The sequence below is a fragment of the Diplocloster hominis genome, assembly GCF_032380655.1.
In the GTDB taxonomy this organism is placed as follows: Bacteria; Bacillota; Clostridia; order Lachnospirales; family Lachnospiraceae; genus Diplocloster; species Diplocloster hominis.
Map to the genome: position 1 here is coordinate 57,392 of NZ_JAWDIY010000026.1, position 18,726 is coordinate 76,117.

General features: G+C 49.1%; 16 protein-coding genes. 12 read left to right on the forward strand and 4 right to left on the reverse strand.

Annotated elements, in window-relative coordinates; all coding sequences use genetic code 11:
• Nucleotides 1-50 precede the first annotated feature (50 nt).
• From spoVG to ABC831_RS19925, 4 genes are all read left to right on the forward strand, one after another.
• Nucleotides 51-335, forward strand: a complete 285-nt coding sequence (gene spoVG, locus ABC831_RS19910) for a septation regulator SpoVG (RefSeq protein ID WP_158346098.1) — start codon at nucleotides 51-53, stop codon at nucleotides 333-335.
• A gap of 382 nt (nucleotides 336-717) precedes the next feature.
• A complete protein-coding gene (pth, locus tag ABC831_RS19915) occupies nucleotides 718-1,290 on the forward strand; it encodes an aminoacyl-tRNA hydrolase (protein WP_343249833.1) in 573 nt (190 codons plus the stop codon).
• Between the two features lie 11 nt (nucleotides 1,291-1,301).
• Nucleotides 1,302-4,814 (forward strand): transcription-repair coupling factor, encoded by a 3,513-nt coding sequence (gene mfd / locus ABC831_RS19920; protein WP_343249818.1) that lies wholly within the window; start codon nucleotides 1,302-1,304, stop codon nucleotides 4,812-4,814.
• 133 nt (nucleotides 4,815-4,947) lie between these two features.
• Nucleotides 4,948-5,979: a peptidylprolyl isomerase gene (locus ABC831_RS19925; RefSeq protein WP_343249819.1), complete on the forward strand. Its 1,032-nt coding sequence runs from the start codon at nucleotides 4,948-4,950 to the stop codon at nucleotides 5,977-5,979.
• Nucleotides 5,980-6,086: 107 nt separating this feature from the next.
• On the opposite strand, the gene ABC831_RS19930 is transcribed toward ABC831_RS19925, so the two are convergent.
• A complete protein-coding gene (locus ABC831_RS19930) occupies nucleotides 6,087-6,497 on the reverse strand; it encodes a PH domain-containing protein (protein WP_343249820.1) in 411 nt (136 codons plus the stop codon).
• A gap of 227 nt (nucleotides 6,498-6,724) precedes the next feature.
• On the opposite strand from ABC831_RS19930, the gene spoVT reads away from it, so the two are divergent.
• Nucleotides 6,725-7,273 (forward strand): stage V sporulation protein T, encoded by a 549-nt coding sequence (gene spoVT / locus ABC831_RS19935; protein ID WP_343249821.1) that lies wholly within the window; start codon nucleotides 6,725-6,727, stop codon nucleotides 7,271-7,273.
• Nucleotides 7,274-7,283: 10 nt separating this feature from the next.
• Nucleotides 7,284-7,493, forward strand: coding sequence for a hypothetical protein (locus ABC831_RS19940; protein WP_343249822.1), 210 nt, complete (start codon nucleotides 7,284-7,286; stop codon nucleotides 7,491-7,493).
• Here ABC831_RS19940 and ABC831_RS19945 read toward each other — a convergent pair.
• Both ABC831_RS19945 and ABC831_RS19950 read right to left on the reverse strand, forming a co-directional pair.
• Nucleotides 7,450-8,067: a M15 family metallopeptidase gene (locus ABC831_RS19945; protein ID WP_343249823.1), complete on the reverse strand. Its 618-nt coding sequence runs from the start codon at nucleotides 8,065-8,067 to the stop codon at nucleotides 7,450-7,452. The genes ABC831_RS19940 and ABC831_RS19945 overlap by 44 nt on opposite strands.
• 231 nt (nucleotides 8,068-8,298) lie before the next feature.
• Nucleotides 8,299-9,750, reverse strand: coding sequence for a nicotinate phosphoribosyltransferase (locus tag ABC831_RS19950; RefSeq protein ID WP_343249824.1), 1,452 nt, complete (start codon nucleotides 9,748-9,750; stop codon nucleotides 8,299-8,301).
• Nucleotides 9,751-10,051: 301 nt separating this feature from the next.
• On the opposite strand from ABC831_RS19950, the gene ABC831_RS19955 reads away from it, so the two are divergent.
• The 6 genes from ABC831_RS19955 (at nucleotide 10,052) to ABC831_RS19980 (ending at nucleotide 18,079) form a co-directional block, all read left to right on the forward strand.
• Complete coding sequence (locus tag ABC831_RS19955) at nucleotides 10,052-11,737, forward strand: two-component system response regulator (RefSeq protein WP_343249834.1); 1,686 nt, start codon at nucleotides 10,052-10,054, stop codon at nucleotides 11,735-11,737.
• Between the two features lie 19 nt (nucleotides 11,738-11,756).
• Nucleotides 11,757-12,950, forward strand: coding sequence for a GGDEF domain-containing protein (locus ABC831_RS19960; RefSeq protein ID WP_343249825.1), 1,194 nt, complete (start codon nucleotides 11,757-11,759; stop codon nucleotides 12,948-12,950).
• A gap of 21 nt (nucleotides 12,951-12,971) precedes the next feature.
• Nucleotides 12,972-14,204 (forward strand): GGDEF domain-containing protein, encoded by a 1,233-nt coding sequence (locus tag ABC831_RS19965; RefSeq protein ID WP_343249826.1) that lies wholly within the window; start codon nucleotides 12,972-12,974, stop codon nucleotides 14,202-14,204.
• A gap of 49 nt (nucleotides 14,205-14,253) precedes the next feature.
• Nucleotides 14,254-16,104: a putative bifunctional diguanylate cyclase/phosphodiesterase gene (locus ABC831_RS19970; protein WP_343249827.1), complete on the forward strand. Its 1,851-nt coding sequence runs from the start codon at nucleotides 14,254-14,256 to the stop codon at nucleotides 16,102-16,104.
• 370 nt (nucleotides 16,105-16,474) lie between these two features.
• Nucleotides 16,475-17,122, forward strand: coding sequence for a MarR family winged helix-turn-helix transcriptional regulator (locus ABC831_RS19975; protein WP_343249828.1), 648 nt, complete (start codon nucleotides 16,475-16,477; stop codon nucleotides 17,120-17,122).
• Nucleotides 17,123-17,185: 63 nt separating this feature from the next.
• Nucleotides 17,186-18,079 (forward strand): cation diffusion facilitator family transporter, encoded by an 894-nt coding sequence (locus ABC831_RS19980; RefSeq protein ID WP_343249829.1) that lies wholly within the window; start codon nucleotides 17,186-17,188, stop codon nucleotides 18,077-18,079.
• 188 nt (nucleotides 18,080-18,267) lie between these two features.
• Here the strand turns inward: ABC831_RS19980 and ABC831_RS19985 are convergent.
• Nucleotides 18,268-18,726, reverse strand: a 459-nt coding sequence (locus tag ABC831_RS19985; RefSeq protein ID WP_343249830.1) for an RNA-guided endonuclease TnpB family protein, incomplete at its 5' end; no start/stop codon positions are given.

Here is an 18,726-nt window from a genome sequence, read left to right on the forward strand (position 1 = left end):
AAGCTAACTTATACACAAAAGAGAAGACGTAGGAAAGGGGCAAACGCATTATGGAAATTACGGATGTAAGGGTAAGAAAAGTAGCTAAAGAAGGTAAAATGAAGGCAGTTGTATCAATCACGATCGATGAGGAATTTGTAGTACATGACATTAAAGTAATCGAAGGTGATAAAGGGCTGTTTATCGCGATGCCCAGCAGAAAGTCCGCGGACGGTGAGTACCGGGACATCGCCCATCCGATCAATTCCCAGACCAGAGAGCGGATCCAGCAGATGATTCTTGAGAAATACGAGGATGCGCTTTTGAACGCACCCGACGAACCTGCAGAGCTATAGGGGAGACGAAATGCTGTACTCCGGCAGGTGAGGCGCGCGAATCTACTTACAAAAGATGACAGGCGGATGCCCTTTGGGGTGTCCGCTTTTTTTCTGGTTGGGGGCCGGGAAGAACCCTGGGGGCGGGAGGGAAATTCCCTGCTTTGGTGAAGGCTGGCGGGTATGTTCTATGGAAGTAAGTATCTGAGGTGTTGTGGATGTGATAGTTATGCGTTTGAGGGTGTAATGCATAATGTGCCATCCCTCTCTCCCCGGCCCCCCTCAGAAAAAAACCCATTTAACACAAACAAAAACAGCGTGACAAATGCGGCCCGGTTGGGTAGAATAAGGGTTAGGATTTCGGTAAAGGATTAGAGAAGATAAGGAAGAGGAAGTGTGTGAGATGTATGTGATCGTAGGTTTGGGTAATCCTACTTTAAAATATGCGAAAACCAGGCACAATGTCGGATTTGATGCGGTGGATCTGCTGGCGAAGATGAACCATATTGCCATAAATAAGAGGAAGTTTAAGGGGCTGATCGGTCAGGGGAAGATCTGCGGGGAGCAGGTGGTGCTGGTGAAGCCTCAGACCTTTATGAACCTCAGCGGGGAATGCGTGCGGGAGGTTATGGAGTTTTATAAGGGAAAGCCGGAGAGCGGGCTGGTAGTGCTGTATGATGATATTTATATACAGCCGGGGGAACTGCGGATCAGGCAGAAAGGAAGCGCAGGCGGGCATAATGGGATGAAGAATATTATTGCCCATCTGAAAACCCAGGACTTTGTGAGGATCAGAATCGGGGTCGGGGAGAAGCCGGAAGGTATGGATTTGGCGGATTATGTGCTGCAGAGGTTTTCAAAGGCAGAGCGGGCGGAGGTGGACGACGCGCTGCAGCGCTCAGTAAAGGCGGTCGAGGAAATTCTTTCGAATAATGTAGAAGCAGCCATGAATAAATATAACCAGAGGAAAAATTAGAGGTGTAGGTCGTGCAGACTTTTTTGGATCCCTTCCTTCAATTGAAGGAGTTTGAGGACATTAAATATAAACTGAATAAGAATCGGAGCATATTACAGATTTCTGGCTGCATCGATTCCCAGAAGGAACATCTGATCTATGGATTGTCCCGGGATCTGGCAAACCGGGTGATTATCACTTACAGTGATCAGAAGGCGAAGGAAATCTATGAGGATTACCGGTTCTTTGATCGGAATGTCCTGCTGTATCCGGCCAGGGATCTGATGTTCTATCAGGCGGATATCCACAGTAATCTGCTGGTCAAACAGCGGATGGAAGTGATCCAGGCACTGCTGACCCAGCCGGATGTGACGGTGGTTACGACGGTGGACGCCTGTATGGAACATGTGCTGCCGCTGAAGGCATTCGGGGAACAGGTGATTCGTATTCAGGATACGGGGAAGCTTGACCTGGATGAACTGAAAGTCCGTCTGGTGAGTCTGGGATATGAGCGGACGGCGCAGGTGGAAGGCAGCGGACAGTTTGCCGTGCGGGGCGGGATTATTGATATTTTTCCGCTGACGGAGGAAACACCGTTTCGAATCGAGCTGTGGGACGATGAAGTGGATTCGATCCGCAGTTTCGACGTGGAAAGCCAGAGGTCCATCGAGAATCTGGCAGAGGTGCGGATCTATCCGGCTACCGAGCTGATTCTGACGGAGGAACGAAAAGCCGGAGGGCTTAGGGCTATCGAGAAGGACAGTAAGAAGTATGAGGCCGCTCTTCGCAAGCAGATGAGGACGGAGGAGGCGCACCGTATCCACACAGCGCTTCAGACTCTGCGGGAAGAGCTGGATAATGTAAATGGAAATACGGGTGTGGATAGTTATATCCGGTATTTTTATGAGGATACGGTTTGTTTTCTGGATTACTTTGACGCGTCCAAGACGCTGTTCTGCCTGGATGAGCTGGCCCGGCTGGCGGAGAAGGGCGGCGCAGTGGAGTTGGAATTCCAGGAGAGCATGATGACCCGTTTGGAAAAGGGTTATGTGCTGCCGGGACAGGTGCATGTGCTGCTGCGGTTTGAAGAATTTCTGGCTAAGGTTCATGGACTGAATAGCGTGGCTTTTTGTATGCTGGATCAGAAGGTGGAGCAGTTTAAATTCAGTCAGAAATATTATTTTGATGTCAAGTCGGTCAATCCTTACAATAACAGCTTCGAACTGCTGATCAAAGATCTGAAGCAGTGGAAGAAGAGCGGCTATCGGGTGTGCCTTATGGCCGCGTCCAGAACGAGGGCCAGAAGGCTGGCGGAGGATTTCCGGGAGTATGATATCAACAGCTTTTATACGGAAGACCTGGACCGGCCGATCGCACCGGGCGAAGTAATGGTAGTCTATGGACAGGTACACCGGGGATATGAGTATCCGCTGATCAAGTTTGTGGTGATCTCGGAAACCGATATTTTCGGAAAAGAGAAGCGGAAAAAGAAAAAGCATACGACCTATGAGGGACAGAAGATCCAGAGCTTCTCCGACCTGAGCGTTGGGGATTATGTCGTTCATGAAAATCACGGGCTGGGTATCTACCGGGGAATCGAAAAGGTAGAAGTGGACCGGGTGGAAAAGGATTATATCAAGATCGAGTATGCATCCGGGGGGAACCTGTACATCCTGGCCACGCAGCTGGATCTGATCCAGAAATATGCCGGCGCCGATGCCAAGAAGCCGAAGTTAAACAAGCTGGGAACACAGGAGTGGAGCAAAACCAAAACCCGGGTGCGGGGTGCGGTACGGGAGATCGCGAAGGATCTGGTGGAGCTCTATGCTGCCCGCCAGGAAAAGGAAGGCTACTGCTATGGACAGGATACGGTCTGGCAGAAGGAATTCGAGGAAATGTTTCCGTTTGAGGAGACAGAGGATCAGCTGCTGGCCATCGAGTCGACCAAGCGGGATATGGAGAGCAAAAAGATCATGGACCGTCTGATCTGCGGGGATGTGGGCTACGGAAAGACGGAGATCGCCCTAAGAGCGGCATTTAAAGCGGTACAGGAAGGAAAACAGGTGGTGTATCTGGTGCCCACCACGATTCTGGCACAGCAGCACTATGCTACGTTTACCCAGCGGATGAAGGATTTCCCGGTCCGGGTGGATCTCATGTCCCGTTTTCGGACACCTGCCCAGCAGAAGAATACGATCCAGGATCTGAAAAAGGGATTTGTGGACATCGTGATCGGCACCCACCGGGTTTTGTCCGCAGATCTTGAGTTTAAAGACCTGGGGCTTCTGATTGTGGATGAGGAGCAGCGTTTCGGCGTGGCTCATAAGGAAAAGATTAAGAAACTGAAGGAAAATATCGACGTGCTGACCCTGACTGCCACACCGATCCCGCGGACGCTTCATATGAGCCTGATCGGAATCCGTGATATGAGCGTGCTGGAAGAGCCGCCCATGGACCGTATTCCGATCCAGACCTATGTAATGGAGTATAACGAGGAGATGGTCCGGGAGGCGATCAACCGGGAGCTGGCCAGAGGCGGCCAGGTATATTACGTATACAATCGGGTAAATACCATCGATGAGGTTACGAACCAGGTGGCAGGTCTGGTGCCCGAGGCTAATGTAGCCTTTGCCCATGGCCAGATGAAGGAACACGAGCTGGAACGGATCATGTTTGATTTTATCAATGGGGAGATCGATGTCCTGGTGTCCACTACGATCATCGAAACCGGTCTGGACATTCCCAATGTAAACACCATGATCATTCACGATGCCGACAACATGGGACTCTCCCAGCTCTATCAGCTGCGGGGCCGGGTGGGCCGTTCTAACCGGACCGCCTACGCGTTCCTCATGTACCGGCGCAATAAGATGTTAAAAGAAGTGGCGGAGAAACGTCTCCACGCTATCCGTGAATTCACGGAGCTGGGAAGCGGATTCAAGATCGCCATGCGGGACCTGGAGATCCGCGGTGCCGGCAACCTGCTGGGCGCAGAACAGCACGGCCACATGGAGGCTGTGGGCTACGATCTTTACTGTAAAATGTTAAACGAGGCCGTGAAGCAGGTCAAAGGCACGCAGCCTGAGGAGAGCTATGACACAGCCATTGATCTGGATGTAGACGCCTTCATTCCGCCGGCCTACATCCGAAGTGAATTCCAGAAACTGGACATTTACAAACGGATCGCCGGCATCGAAAACAGTGAGGAATGTGAAGACATTCTGGAAGAGCTGATCGACCGTTTCGGCGAGCCGCCGAAGTCTGTACAGAATCTGCTGGAGATCGCAAGGCTCAAGGCCCTGGCCCGCAGTGTCTATGTGATAGATATCGCCCAGCGGGGAGACGAGATCCGGTTTACCATGTACGAGAAGGCCCATGTGGACCCGGCCAGAATACCGGTGCTTCTGGAAAAAGAAAAACAATCGTTAACGTTTAAGGTGGAGACGAATCCTTACTTCACCTACCGCAAAGTAAATTCCAGAAACGAGGATGTCTTTACGATCGTGAAAAAACTGTTAAATGAGATAAAGTCGTTGCTAAATTAGGGAAAACGGGCTATAATTAAAAACGGCTGTATGGATTTTCGCGGTGTCCTTAGCATCGCATAAACAAAGCAGTATCCCTGTTTCCTGTGAGAGGCGGGGGATAAGAGAAACTAATAGGTACTAGGAGGATATCATGAAATCTGGAAACAAAAGACTGGTTACGGTGATCTGCACATTCTGCGTTCTGGCACTGGCTCTGACCGGCTGCTCGGCAGGAGTGAAAGCGGACGCGACGGTAGCGACATTAAACGGACAGGAAATCAAACTGGGGGTTGCTAATTTTTATCTGAAATACCAGCAGGCCCAGATGGAGACCTATTATAAACAGTATATCGGCGAAGACATGTGGAATCAGTCTACTGGAGAAGAAGGTAAGACCTATGCATCTTCCACAAAAGAGGGTGCCATCGATACGATCGAAACGATGTATCTGCTCCAGGAGCATATGGGAGACTACAACGTTTCGTTAAGTGACGAGGAAATGAAGAAGATCAGTGAATCCACTGCCGCTTTTCTGGAAGCCAATGACAAAAAGACGCTGAAAGCCATGAGCGCGACCCAGGAAACTGTGGAAGAGTTCATGAAGCTATATACGATTCAGAAGAAGATGTATGATCCCATGACCGCTGATGTGGATACGAATGTCAGCGATGAGGAAGCGGCGCAGAAGAAGATCAGCTATGTATTCTTTAATAAGACCAAAACCCAGGATGCGGAAGGCAATTCCGTGGACACTACGGATGAGCAGAAGGCACAGATCAAGAAGCAGGCAGAAGATGTTCTGGCGCAGGCCAAGGAATCCGGTGACTTTGATGCTGCCGCACAAGCAGTGGAGAAGACAGTCAATACCGGTACCTATGGTGCGGACGACACGCTCTATGACGATCTGGTAAAGGAAGCGGCCGATAAGCTTGACGAAGGCCAGTTCGCGGATCTGATCGAGACGGACACAGGCTATTATCTGGTGCGTTTAGACAGCAAGTTCGACCAGGAAGCTACGGATACCAAAAAGGATTCCATCGTCAGCCAGAGAAAATCCGAAGCTTACAGCGCCAAGATTCAGGAGTGGAAAGATGCCTCAGATTTCCAGGTGGATGAAAAGGTATGGGGTAAAGTGAATTTTGACCAGCCGCTGGAAGTGAAGATGGCTGATGCACAGCAGTAATCGAAGTGTTTCGATCGGTATATCTGAATAAAAAATAAGAAAGCTATGAATTCAGGCCTCTGGACAGGAAGGGAGAAACTTCCGGTTCAGAGGTTTTTTAAACGCTGCTATTTTTTATCGTATACTACAATGTACGGATTTCTCTTTTTTAGCTCCTGAATCAGCAATCCCTGATCTACCACGGCGAGCATCATCTCCTGCCGGGTTCCGCGGATAACCAGCCTGTCCAGAGAAGCTGCGCTGGAGGAGATTGGATCATGCGTTTTCCTCACTTCTTTGATGGATGATATTTCCATGCTGTCTTTAAAAAAACCAAAATACAGGTAAATTTTATCGTCCCGGATCTCAACTCGGTTCCGGATCAGGATCGGTAAAAATATGAGATTCATAATAATCAGAACCAGAACAAGAACCAGCACACTGTCCGGATCAACCAGCAGCTCATATAGCGTAAGCGCGTTGGATACGATCACTATAAGCCAAAACCATACTGCTGTCTTTCCTTTTATCTTTATCATAGTCTACCTCACGTGATATCTGTCTGCGGCTATCTTCCTCTCAATTATATACGAAAAACAGAATCGGTTCCACCTTCTTTTGGTTTTGCTCTTTGTAAAAACATTCGATTTCCTTCAACAAAAGAAGAGTCGATTCTGAGAATAATTTCCCTCATTTTACAGATAATAGCATCATTGAAGATACAAGTTGAATAAATGATAAAAGTAAAATGGAGGAAAATGGCATTATGAAAGCGACCGGAATAGTAAGAAGAATAGATGAATTAGGGCGCGTGGTAATCCCTAAGGAAATTCGAAGAACACTCCGGATTCGTGAAGGTGACCCACTGGAAATCTTTACGGATCGTGAAGGTGAAATCATATTAAAGAAATATTCTCCCATAGGCGAGTTAAGCTTATTCGCAAAACAGTATGCGGAATCGTTAGCTCACACAACAGGACACACTGTATGCATCACAGACCGGGACATGATCATCGCAGTGGCCGGCGGCACCAAAAAAGGCTTTATGGAACAGCCCATCAGCAAACAGCTGGAAAGCATGATTGACGAACGTGAAACCCTGCTGGCCAGCAAAGACAACCGCAAATGCATCAAGATCCTGGCGGAAGATTCTGAAGAGTATACGGCCCAGGTGGTCAGCCCCATAATCTGTGAGGGGGACGCCATAGGAGCCGTCATACTGTTCAGCAAGGATGCCAAAGTAAAAATGGGAGAAGTAGAACAAAAAGTAGCCATGTCGGCAGCAGGTTTCCTGGGCCGACAGATGGAACAATAGGAGGTGCCTCATGCTAAAAGGAGAACTGCCCATCGGATTTACCATGTCACTGGCCATGGATCTGGAGGCCATGAACTGCTATGCGTCGCTTCCGGAACAGAAGCAGAAAGAATTGATCAGTTACGTGAGTCAGCCCGGTGAAGGGGATGAACCGAAAAGACGGATCGATCAGGTCATCAGTCAGCTCCATCAGCATCAGCTGCCTGACAGTTTCCGCTGATAGAGGTTTTCAGATCATGATATTCTTCCAGGGTCAGATCGGTCTTGGTCAGATACATGGAAAGCGGCTTAGTCACATACCGGATATGCCACGGTTCCCAGGCGTATCCGGTAATTTTTTCCTTATGCCGTGGATAGCGCAGTATAAATCCATAGAGGGGAGCATAGCGTTTCAGCCATTTTCCCTCCTGGGTATCGGCAAAACCGTCCACAAGGTCAAGCCCGGACGCCTCGCAGGATACATCCAAAGCAAGACCGGTCTGGTGTTCGCTGCCTCCGGCCGGAGCGATATATTTACCAACATGAGCCGGGCCGGCTTCCTTAAGCCGGTCCGCGACGATCTGCGCCTGTCTTTCATAGGAGCGATAACCGGAGATGCCACACAGTGTCATCCCTGCAGCAGCGGCCCGCGCAAACAAAGCCTCTGCGGCCTTCGCCGCCTCCTCACGCATCCATCTTTTCGGATCGCCGGGGGAAGCGTCAAACGGAATGCGTACTTCTCTCAAATCCAGGGGAACATAATCTTCCGGAAGGCGGTTCGTCTTATTGACCAGGATATCGTAATTTTTATACAAAGGTATACCTCCTTCATGAGGATTTAAATTCATTATATGCGGAGGAAACCAGGAAAATACACTGCGAAGGGCTGGAGCATTTTTGCTTTATAGGGCGCTTTCCTATGAAAATAACGGGATGCAGACCGCATCCCGTTATGCCCTGGAACGAATATTTTTTTATTCATGATACTGCCGGCAAAGCCCATCCTTGCAGCGGCCTGCTTCAGATCTGTATCGAAATAGAAGCTCTTAAGACTGGCTCATCTGCTCCAGAAGCTGGCTTTTGATTTCGTACAGGCGGTTGCTGAGATCCACGTATACCTCATGGGGATTGATCAGACGCCGGGCTTCATCCCACAGGGTATCCAGCTCCTGCTGGCAATAGGCGCGGATGTCCATGACCTTCGGGGATTCGTAGACACAACGGCCGTCTTTGAATACCTGGGTCATCATCTCGCGCATTACATAGGTTCCGCCTTTTAAGGTGGTTTTCTTCCATGTTTCGATGGGGTCGAAGATCTTTAAGTCCTGGGCGGGATCGAACTGGTCATCCACCAGGGCGATCAGATCGGCCTTGATCTTGCCGCTGTCTTTCTCGTAGATCCGGTAGATGGTTTTGTTCCCGGGATTGGTAATCTTTTCTGTATTTTCAGACAATTTAATTTTGGGGATAAAGGTTCCGTCCTCCGCCTGAATCGCGGCCAGTTTATAGACACCGCCAAAGGCAGGGCAATCTTTGGACGTGATCATGTTGGTACCGACACCCCAGGAGGTGATCTGAGCGCCCTGGGTTTTCAGGCTGTCGATCAGATACTCGTCCAGATCGCTGGAGGCTGAGATTACGGCATCGGTGAATCCGGCGTCGTCCAGCAGCTTACGGGCTTTCTTGGACATATAGGCCAGGTCGCCGCTGTCCAGGCGGATTCCGTAATTCTTTAACGGAATTCCGGCTTCGCGCATTTCCGTAAATACACGGATCGCGTTGGGAACCCCGGATTTGATGGTGTCGTAGGTATCCACCAGCAGCGTACAGGCATCCGGGTACATCTGGGCATATTTCTTGAATGCGGTATATTCATCGGGAAAACTCATGATCCAGCTGTGGGCATGGGTACCCTTCACCGGCACATCAAACAGCTGACCGGCCAGTACGTTGGAAGTACCGATGCAGCCGCCGATCATGGCAGCCCTGGCACCGTAGATACCGGCATCCGGGCCCTGGGCGCGCCGCAGCCCGAATTCCATGATCCCATTTCCTTTGGCGGCATAGCAGACCCGGGAGGCCTTTGTGGCGATCAGGCTCTGATGATTGATAATCGTAAGGATGGCGGTCTCCACCAGCTGGGCCTCCATAATGGGAGCCACCACTTTGATCAGAGGCTCTCTGGGAAATACGACGGAGCCCTCCGGGATGGCATAGATATCACCGCTGAAACGGAAGGTACTCAGGTAGTCCAGAAAATCCTCTTCAAAACTGCCCACGGAACGCAGATAATCGATATCTTCGGCGGAAAACGTCAGATTCCTGATATAATCGATCACCTGCTCCAGGCCCGCCGCGATGGCGTATCCGCCATTGGAAGGGTTTGTCCGATAAAAAGCGTCAAAAATTACTTTTTCATTGGCCTTGTTTTTGAAATACCCTTGCATCATTGTCAGTTCATAAAAATCTGTCAATAATGTCAAATTCATTGTACTCATATTTTCCTCCATGGGTGCGTTTTTTGCACATACAGGTATGGGTGAACGTCTTTTGATCCACCTTTTCCCCTTTTTTAGAACCTGTTTATTTTTGCTTTAGAGTACCACAGTTACCTGGAAATATCAAGTTTTGGGTTATTATCCACCGCCTGTCCCCTCATAACTTCAAACTGTTGCTATTTCAGGTTGAAATTGTTATACTGTATAGTAATTTATTGGGTTGTGGATAAGGGGAACGGAAGGGACGGCCATGAATCAGAGAGCCGCTACACAGATACATAAGCAGGATGGGGATAATAGGATGATGGCACAGAGGAAAATATTGATTGTGGAAGACAATGAGATCAATCGGGAAATTCTGAAAGAGATACTGACCCGGGAGTATCAGGTGCTGGAGGCGTCGAACGGGCAGGAGGCGCTTAGCGTACTGAAAGAGAGCAGTGAGGAAATCTCGCTGATTCTGCTGGACATCGTGATGCCGGTTATGGACGGATACACCTTTTTGGCGAAAATCAAAACCGACCCTGCCTGCTGTTCTATTCCGGTTATTGTCACCACACAAAGTGACAGCGATGAAGATGAAGTGGCGGCTCTATCCCAAGGAGCCACGGACTTTGTCGTCAAGCCCTACAAACCGCAGATTATCCTGCACCGGGTAGCGAACATTATCAAACTTCGGGAAAATGCCGCTATGGTCAACCAGCTTCAATATGACCGGCTGACAGGACTTTATAACAAAGAGTTTTTTTATCGGCGGGTGGTCGATATTTTGTCCGGGCATACGGATAAAAAATATGATATTATCTGCTCTGACATTGAAAATTTTAAACTGATCAATGATATCTTCGGGATACCCAACGGTGACCGTCTGCTTCGCGAAATAGCCCAAATATACAGGGACGTGGTGGGCGATTTTGGAATATGCGGTCATCTGAATGCGGACCGGTTCGTCTGCCTGCTGGAACATCGCGCGGAGTACACAAATGACATGTTCGCCCACATAACCAGCCGTCTGAACACTCTGCCATATGCGAAAAGCATTGTGATGAAATGGGGAATATACGCGATCGAGGACAGTTCCCTTCCGGCCGAGAAGATGTGTGACCGTGCGCTGTTAGCTGCCCGCAGTATCAAGGGACAGTATGGGAAATATTTTGCCTGTTATGATGACGCTCTGCGCAGTGAGCTGGTTAGGGAACGGAGGATTACGGATCAGATGGAAGCAGCGCTGTCGGAAGGACAGTTCGAGGTATACCTGCAGCCGAAATATCGTTTGAGCGGGGAGCGGCTGTCCGGGGCGGAGGCTTTGGTCCGGTGGAACCACCCGGAGTGGGGAATGCAGCAGCCCGGAGCTTTCATCCCCCTGTTTGAGAAAAACGGCTTTATCACCAGTCTGGATCAGTTTGTCTGGGACCGTACCTGTGCGGTTATGCGCGGGTGGGATGACCAGGGATTCCCGCCGCTTCCTGTCTCGGTCAATGTATCCAGAGCGGATCTTTATAATGAGGACCTGGGCAGCATCCTTCTGGCCATTGTTCAAAAATATGACCTGGAGGTATCACGCCTGCCGCTGGAAATCACGGAAAGTGCCTACACCGACGATCCGAATCAGATTATTGAAACGGTCAATTCCCTGAAAAAGCTGGGATTTATTATTGAAATGGACGATTTTGGAACCGGATATTCCTCTCTGAATATGCTGAATCAAATGCCGTTAGATGTCTTGAAACTGGACATGAAATTTATCCAGAATGAGACGGCCAAACCTATGAATCAGGGCATCCTGCGTTTTATTATGGAGCTTGCACGGTTTATGGGCCTGAGCGTTGTGGCAGAAGGGGTGGAGACCAAAGAACAGCTTGAGAGGCTTCGGGAGATCGGCTGCGACTATGTGCAGGGATATTATTTTGCAAAGCCCATGTCCAGCGGGAATTTCGGGCAGCTGATACAGAATTCAAAGAACCCTTACACAGCTGTCCTTGATTGAATGGAAAGGAGGTAGTCCGTTGCCATTTCATATATATATTGGCTGGGGTCTGCTGGCGCCGGTATGCCTGGTTTTACTCTATAGTTCCCTGATCCGACCGGCCATGAAAGCGTTGGGGTACCTGCCCAAAAATAGTGTTTGGAATCGGATCAGTATTTATCTGTTCCCCCTGCTGCTGTTCCTGGGCTGGGGAATGTTTAATATCCCGCTGCCGCTTATATATATTCTGACTTTCCTTGAAAAAATAGGCCGGATGGACCGTAAAAGTGTGAGACATGTCAAAGAGCTTATTTTGATCAATCTTACGCATTTGACCTCCATGGCTCTGCACATGATTTTGCTGGGTGTAATCTCCCTGATTACACGGATCCCGATGAATGAACTTCTTCAGCGGCCTTTTTGGAGGATTCTCACCATCAGCAGCGTACTGGCCGTAAACAGTCTGGTTACCTGGCTGATCCCTCATATGAATATAGCGGTCGAGGTGTTTCGCACACAGGCGGAAAGCGCTGAAGTACGGCCTTTTCTGATATTTCTCTGGTTTTGCAATGCTTTTTTGCTGATGGACAGTGTGCTGTGCATATCCAGTATCGGCTGGGGATTACTGCCGCTGTTTCTGGTTGGCAGTACAGTTTTACTCGAATTTTACCTGATACGTTTCCTCGGACATCTATATAACCTGCTGAAGGAACATTATGTGGAGGAGGAACACCGCAGTCTGATGGAGAAGCTGGAACAGCAGAATCGGGATGCGGAGGAATTGCGCAGCAAAAGTGTGCTGGACCCTATGACAAAAGTTTTTACACGCAGGTATGTGCTGGAACAGATCGAGTTGTTTTTAAAAACGAAGGAGCCTTTTTCGTTTGTCTATATTGACCTGGACCACTTAAAACAGATCAATGATGAGAATGGACATGATGCCGGGGACCTCTATATCATCCGATTTGCGAAAGAGTTTTCCCTGAGGCTGCGCAAGACTGATATCTTCGCCAGAGTAGGAGGAGATGAATTTGTAGTTTTGCTTCCCGGCTGTGCGGAGGAGAAGGCGTCTCAGCGGATAGAAGCGATCCGTTCCAGACTGGCGGAGGAATTCAATCCGCCGTTCCCTTTCAGTTACGGCGTTTTCTATGTCTTTGGAGGTACTTCCGACAACGTGGAGGAGATTTTCCGAAAGGCGGACCAGGCGATGTACCGGGATAAACAGGGCAGATAAACTTAGGGGAGGTGGATTCAGATGCTATTGATATTACTGACGGCGGCGGCCTATTATTACTATCATTGTCAGTATTTTCTCCTGGTATCGGAGATGGGGGAAATGCCGCGCCTGCGCAGGGGAATTGTCTGCCTCAGCTTTATTGTCAACTATTTGTACTTTATTGTCTGCAGTGTCCTGGAATTCTCATTGATTTTCAACTGGCTTTTTTTCGCATTTCTTCTGTTTTTTGAAACCCTTATATATAATAAGGGAAATAAAATAGGTGCTCTGTTCAGCACATTGCTGGGAATCATATTCGGACTTGCGATCAATATTTGCTGCCGCAGCGTAATGGCTATTTCTATGAACATGCCCTTGCAGAATTTCGATAATCACACGATGGATATCGGGAATCTGAAAGGGTTTCCGGTAATGCTCGGCTTTATTCTGGCGGGCGCGGCCTTTCACATTGTCCGGAAGCCGGTCCTGGCCGGGCGGATTCGTTTGATTTTAGGACACCGGCAGTATCTTTCGTTTATTCTGGAGATGATGGGGGGATTGTTTTTTTATCTGTTTTTGAATTTGCTGTTGTATTCCACGCCGCTCAATGACCTGCTCCTGAAGCTTTGGAGCATTAAATCCTGTCTGTTTTGTATTATTGGATTATATATTGCTATCCGGTATACCTGGAGAATCTGTATGCTGAATGACTACCGCGAAAAGAACCGGCAGATCCAACGGCAGCTGGAGGAACAGAAGCGGGAGGAAGAACGCCTGCGCCATCAGACATTTCTGGACACGCTGACCGGACTTTACAACAGGCAGTATGCGGAAGAGACCCTTGCTTCCATGATGGAAAATAAAGCCGGTTTCACCTTGTGCTTTCTGGATCTGGATGGTCTTAAAAATGTCAACGACCAGTACGGGCACGAGGAAGGGGACCGCTATATCCGCAGGGCTGCAGAGGAGATCCGCCGTGCCTGCAGAAGCGGGGCGGATTCCTTATACCGCTACGGGGGAGACGAGTTCCTGGTCCTGTTTGTGGGAGTGGGGGCGGAAGCGGCCGAAATAAGATCGGAAATGATCAACGAGCGGCTGCGTATAACCGACAGCGGCAGTGATTATTCATACACCCAGTCTTTGAGCTATGGAGTTGTGGAGAGCACGGATGCTTCGGATTGGAAAGAATTGATTAAGGCAGCGGACCGGAAGATGTATGAGCAAAAGCGCGAAAAACAAGTGATAAGAGACAGCGGGGAGCAGACAGAGTAACGAAGGTAAGATACCGATAGCAGGTAAAATGCACGTATGGAGGTAAAGGATGAGACAATATTTGAAAAGAGGTCTGGCTGTTCTGTTTGCTCTGCTTGTTCTGTTTGGCAGCATAACCCTACACACCATCGTGCAGTCTCAGCATTACAGCCGGTTAGTCAATTACGTGGGAATCGTCCGGGGCGCCACACAGCGGCTGGTAAAGCTGGAGCTGGAAGAACGCCCGAACGATCAGCTTATTGATTATCTGGATGGGATTCTTAACGAACTGAATACTGGAAATGGGGAATATGGACTGCCGCTGCTGGAGGATGATACCTATCGGCAGAATCTGTACGAACTGAGCCATATGTGGGAGGATATGAAGAAAAAGATTTCCTCTTATCGCAATGATGATACATATGGGGAAGCGCTTTTGACTCTCAGTGAGGAATATTTTGAAAAGGCCAATGACACCGTTTTCGCCGCGGATGAATACGCGACGCATCAAACCCGTGTTTTACTGGGGATCTGCGCCGTTATGCTCTTAATTATGCTGCTGACCTGGCTGTTTATTTTCTGGGCCCATTCCCGGAAGCTGCTGCTTCTGGAAGATACCAATCAAAAATTGAACGACCTGACACGCCGGGATACTTTGACGGGAGTATATAAACTGGAGGATTTCAAAGAAGAGGCGCAGCATCTGCTGGATGCGGGGCCGACAGAGGAAATGGCTGTCGTCTACACCGATTTTTCGGATTTTAAATATATCAATGATGTGTTTGGCTATAACTATGGGGACAGTATACTGAAAAAATACGGCGAAATCCTGCTGGAAGGATTGCGGGAGGGGGAGCTCTGCGGCCGTGTTTCCGCCGATAATTTTGTTCTCCTGCTCCGATATCAGAAGAAAGAAGAAGTGGCCGAGCGTCAGCAGGACGCCGACGGGAAAATCATTCAGTACATGCACAGCTTCTATGACCGGCAGTCTGTGCCCACGTGCTGCGGGATCTGCTGTGTGCAGGATGTCATAGAGGACATTAAGATCGATGGTTTTCTGGACCGGGCCAACTTTGCCCGAAAAACTGTAAAAAACGGGACAAACCATAATTATGTCTATTATGATGAAAGCATCCGCAGACGGCTGCGGGAAGAAAAGGACGTGGAAGGCCGGATGCTCAAAGCGCTGGAGAAACGCGAGTTCACCGTGTTTTATCAGCCAAAAGTGGAGCTTAAGACAGGAAAAATCGCTTGTGCGGAGGCACTGGTGCGCTGGCAGTCCCAAGATGGTGACATCATTCCGCCCGACCGTTTTATACCGGTTTTTGAGAGTAAATATATGATCGACCGGCTGGATCAATATGTATTTGAAGAAGTCTGCCGTTTTCTGCGGGAAAGATTGAGGGAAGGAAAACAGGTTTTTCCGGTTTCCGTCAATGTTTCCAGACTGCAGTTTTATGATCAGAATTTTGTTAAGAAATATGTGGATATAAGGGATCGGTACCAGATCCCGCCGGAATTGCTGGAAATCGAATTTACAGAATCCATCGCCATAGACAATGCGCTGCTTATGAACCGGATTGTGAACCGGCTGCGGCAGGCGGATTTTGCCTGTTCCATTGATGATTTTGGCAAAGGGTATTCTTCCCTGAGCCTGCTCAAAACGCTCCCCATCGATACTCTGAAACTCGACCGGTTCTTTTTTGACAAGAGCAGTGACCCGGAACGGGATATGGCTGTAGTGGAAGGTGTAATCGAGCTGGTACATAAGTTCCGGATCCGCACGGTGGCCGAAGGGATTGAATCTATGGAGCAGGTGGAGGATCTAAGACGGATCGGGTGTGACTTTGTGCAGGGATATGTTTTTTACAGGCCTATGCCGGAAGAAGAATATGCCCGGTTACTGGATAGCGGGGAGTGAACCGGCTGACAGCGGCATTGTTTGTGGATGTTGGGAGGGGACTGGCATCTTTCGGCAGTAACGTTAGTTTTTCAAGCAGCTATGTGGAGAAAGGGGCCTGTCCCCGGATGTTGACTGGAATGTCCCATCACTTTTAAAGGGATTTTTCATTCTTCCAACAGGCCGGCATCCGGGGACAGGCCCCTTTCTCCACGCAGCTGCACGAGAATCTAACGTTACTGCCGAAAGATGCCAGTCCCCTCCCAATTGGCTGCAAAAAAAGAACAGGTACCTTATAAAAAAAGATTGACAAAAAGAACAGGTACCTGTATAATCAAATAAACAGGTACCTGTATAAAAAACTATTTGAAAATGAAAGGCAGTGATAGGAATGTCTGATAGGACGAACGCAAAAGAATTATTTGAAAAATTAATGCGGCTGCAATGGCTGATACAGCGGCAGCGCCTGCAGAACCGGGGGACGCGGGGGCCCTTTGCGGACCCGACCAGGGGTCAGGGGAGGGTGCTGGCTATCCTGAAGATGCAGCCGGAGATAAGCACCAAAGATCTCTCTTATCTGCTGGATATCCGGCAGCAGTCCCTGAGTGAACTGCTGGGCAAGCTGGAGAAAGCTGGCTATATCACCCGCAGACCAATGGAAAGTGATAAGCGTGTGATGATGGTAAAGCTTACTGACAAGGGAAGGGATGCACAACAGGAGAAACCGGATTTTTCTTATCCCTTTGACTGTCTGAATCCGGAAGAACAGTTGGTTTTTGGCGGTTATCTGGACCGGGTGATTGGGAAACTGGAAGAGGACCTTGGGGTGGATAAGAAAGAGGATATGGAACAGTGGATGGAGAAGACCAGATCCAGAATGGGCGATGATGCCTTCGAACATCTGATGGCTATGCGGGGAAGAGGGTTTCAGCCGTCTGGGAATGCACATTCTCATGGCAGACAGTGTGAACGCGGCATGCGCTGCGGCGGGCATGACAGAACCGGACGGCCTTCAGAACGGCCTGTGGATCAGGAATAAGCGGCACATCCGGATTAATATGTTAGAACGAAGCCAATGAGTAGGAAAGGAGGCGCAAAATCAATGATAGAAGAATCAAATGTGAAGAGCCGTGATCTTGCTGGCAAAAGATCCGGGGCCATAGGAATTTTTGTAAATCTGATACTGGTAATGATAAAGGCGGTGGCCGGTGTGCTGAGTAACAGTGTGGCGATTACTGCTGATGCCCTGAATAATCTTGCGGATTGCGCCTCGTCCTTTGTGGCCTATTTGGGTTTTTCGCTTGCGGCGAGGGAAAAAGATAAGAGACACCCCTATGGACATGGGCGGATGGAATATATATGTGGATTTGTTGTATCGCTGCTGGTTTTATTTACCGGATTATCTGTCTTGATAGACGCGGTAAAGCGGATACGTACCCCCCAGCCGATGACGGTTACTGCTTTGACTGCCGCTGTTTTGGGTATCGGTATCCTGGCCAAAATATGTATGGCCTGGTATGTGAAGCGGCTGAACCGCAAAATCGCTTCTTCTGTCCTGAAAGCCATAGGGATCGATAACGTGGCCGACGCTTTTGTGACAGCGGTCACTCTGGCCGGTATCCTGGCAGCGCCCTATACGGACTTACCGGTTGACGGGTTTCTGGGAATCGTGGTATCGGCTGCGATTCTAAAATCAGGTGCCGGTTCTTTCGCGGATAATCTGGTCCTGCTGCTGGGCGAAGGCGCTGATCCGGCCACGGAGGAAGAAATTATGCAGATCGTTACGGAATATATTCCGGCCAGATCCGTGGAGGAGATTTCCATGCACGACTATGGCCCGGAAAACAGACTGGTCTATATTAAACTGGATTATTCCCAGACAGAGGAGAACCGGTGCGGCACCCAGACCCTGTCCTGTATTAAGCAGAAAATCAAGCAGGAGCTGCAGATGGATGCTACCTTGTACTGGGATCTGTCTGAAGCGTTAAACGGATGAAAATGGCCGCAGACATACGGATGGGGACTGCCCCGGCCTGGCTGGTAAGCCCGTTAAGTGCCGGGATAGTTTCTGCCTGTGTGACATACTCCCGCCGCCTAAAGAGGCGGGGCTTCTCGTTCGATAGTACCAATGTACTAAGCATAAGCGAGCTAACCCCGTGTGTCCCACGGTTTTATGTATTTTCGCTACGGAGTTACTAACCGCATCCCCTCATTTTTTATGTTTATTGCGGCATTTATGTCTCTATCGTGATGTGTACCGCATTCAGGGCAATCCCACGCACGAATACTAAGATTTTTCGTTTCGGAATTTTTGTACCCACAAACATTGCAGATTTGGGAGCTTGCAAAGAATTTGTCTACCTTTACAAGCTGTTTTCCCATTTCTTCAAGCTTGTATTGCAGGAATGTTACAAACATGCCCCAACCGTTATCAGCTACTGATTTGCCAAAATTCAAGGCTTGCGCCATTGCTTTCATATCAAGTTTTTCTATGCATATACAATCATAAGCATTGGTTATCTGCCTTGACTCTTTATGTAGAAAATCCTTGCGTTGATTGGCAACCCTTTCGTTGAGTTTGGCTACTCTGATACGCTGTTTGTTGCGGTTGTTTGAACCTTTTTGCATTTTGGAAAGCTTGCG

Excerpts from the sequence above, each read along its gene's own strand:
- spoVG (WP_158346098.1), top strand. The coding sequence starts at position 51 with ATGGAAATTACGGATGTAAGGGTAAGAAAAGTAGCTAAAGAAGGTAAA.
- pth (WP_343249833.1), top strand. The coding sequence starts at position 718 with ATGTATGTGATCGTAGGTTTGGGTAATCCTACTTTAAAATATGCGAAA.
- ABC831_RS19925 (WP_343249819.1), top strand. The coding sequence starts at position 4,948 with ATGAAATCTGGAAACAAAAGACTGGTTACGGTGATCTGCACATTCTGC.
- ABC831_RS19930 (WP_343249820.1), bottom strand. The coding sequence starts at position 6,497 with ATGATAAAGATAAAAGGAAAGACAGCAGTATGGTTTTGGCTTATAGTG.
- spoVT (WP_343249821.1), top strand. The coding sequence starts at position 6,725 with ATGAAAGCGACCGGAATAGTAAGAAGAATAGATGAATTAGGGCGCGTG.
- ABC831_RS19940 (WP_343249822.1), top strand. The coding sequence starts at position 7,284 with ATGCTAAAAGGAGAACTGCCCATCGGATTTACCATGTCACTGGCCATG.
- ABC831_RS19950 (WP_343249824.1), bottom strand. The coding sequence starts at position 9,750 with ATGAGTACAATGAATTTGACATTATTGACAGATTTTTATGAACTGACA.
- ABC831_RS19955 (WP_343249834.1), top strand. The coding sequence starts at position 10,052 with ATGATGGCACAGAGGAAAATATTGATTGTGGAAGACAATGAGATCAAT.
- ABC831_RS19965 (WP_343249826.1), top strand. The coding sequence starts at position 12,972 with ATGCTATTGATATTACTGACGGCGGCGGCCTATTATTACTATCATTGT.
- ABC831_RS19970 (WP_343249827.1), top strand. The coding sequence starts at position 14,254 with ATGAGACAATATTTGAAAAGAGGTCTGGCTGTTCTGTTTGCTCTGCTT.
- ABC831_RS19975 (WP_343249828.1), top strand. The coding sequence starts at position 16,475 with ATGTCTGATAGGACGAACGCAAAAGAATTATTTGAAAAATTAATGCGG.
- ABC831_RS19980 (WP_343249829.1), top strand. The coding sequence starts at position 17,186 with ATGATAGAAGAATCAAATGTGAAGAGCCGTGATCTTGCTGGCAAAAGA.